Annotated in this window: 1 pseudogene; it reads right to left on the bottom strand. The window is 70.0% G+C overall.

Annotation, left to right across the window (positions count from 1 at the left end):
- Positions 1-143: 143 nt before the first annotated feature.
- Positions 144-946 (bottom strand): annotated as a pseudogene (locus ACFVH2_RS24785) (excinuclease ABC subunit A); the annotation flags it as partial.

The following is a 946-nucleotide window of genomic DNA, read 5'->3' as shown; positions in this document are numbered from 1 at the left end:
CCGGCTGCGGCCCGGTGTGGCCGGGCCCCACCCCCGGCGGCGGCACCGGCCCCGGCCCCGGCGGCACGACTCCCCTCTGATCTTCGTGACGTGCGGGCGGGGTTCGCGTTGGCGACCCCGGCCCTCACTTCATTCTCGCCAGGTCAGACGGCCGCGGGCGCCTTGCGGGGTGCACGCTTGCGCTTCGGTGCGGCCTTCTCCCCCGAACCGTCACCGCCCGCCGGCAGTGCCGAGGCCAGGACTTCCTTCAGGAACCGCCCCGTGTAGCTCGCCGGGACGGCCGCGATGTCCTCCGGGGTGCCGTCGGCGACCACCGTGCCGCCCCCGGAGCCGCCCTCGGGCCCCATGTCGACCACCCAGTCCGAGGTCTTGATCACGTCGAGGTTGTGCTCGATGACGATGACCGTGTTGCCCTTGTCGACGAGCCCGTTCACCACGCCGAGCAGCTTGCGGATGTCCTCGAAGTGCAGGCCGGTGGTCGGCTCGTCCAGCACGTAGACCGTGCGTCCGGTCGACCGCTTCTGCAGCTCCGCCGCCAGCTTGACGCGTTGCGCCTCGCCGCCGGACAGCGTGGGGGCCGGCTGCCCGAGTCGCACGTATCCGAGACCCACCTCGACGAGGGTCTTGAGGTAGCGGTGGATCGAGGTGATCGCCTCGAAGAACTCCGCGGCCTCCTCGATCGACATGTCGAGGACCTCGGCGATGGTCTTGCCCTTGTAGTGCACCTCGAGGGTCTCGCGGTTGTACCGCGCGCCGTGGCAGACCTCGCAGGGCACGTAGACGTCGGGCAGGAAGTTCATCTCGATCTTCAGGGTGCCGTCGCCGGAGCAGGCCTCACAACGACCGCCCTTGACGTTGAAGGAGAAGCGGCCCGGCTGGTAGCCGCGCACCTTCGCCTCGGTGGTCGCCGCGAACAGCGTGCGGATCTTGTCGAAGACACCCGTGT

The sequence above is a fragment of the Rhodococcus sp. NPDC127527 genome (genome assembly GCF_042672245.1).
Lineage (GTDB): Bacteria > Actinomycetota > Actinomycetes > Mycobacteriales > Mycobacteriaceae > Rhodococcus_G.
This window is presented reverse-complemented; position numbering and strand designations above follow the sequence as displayed.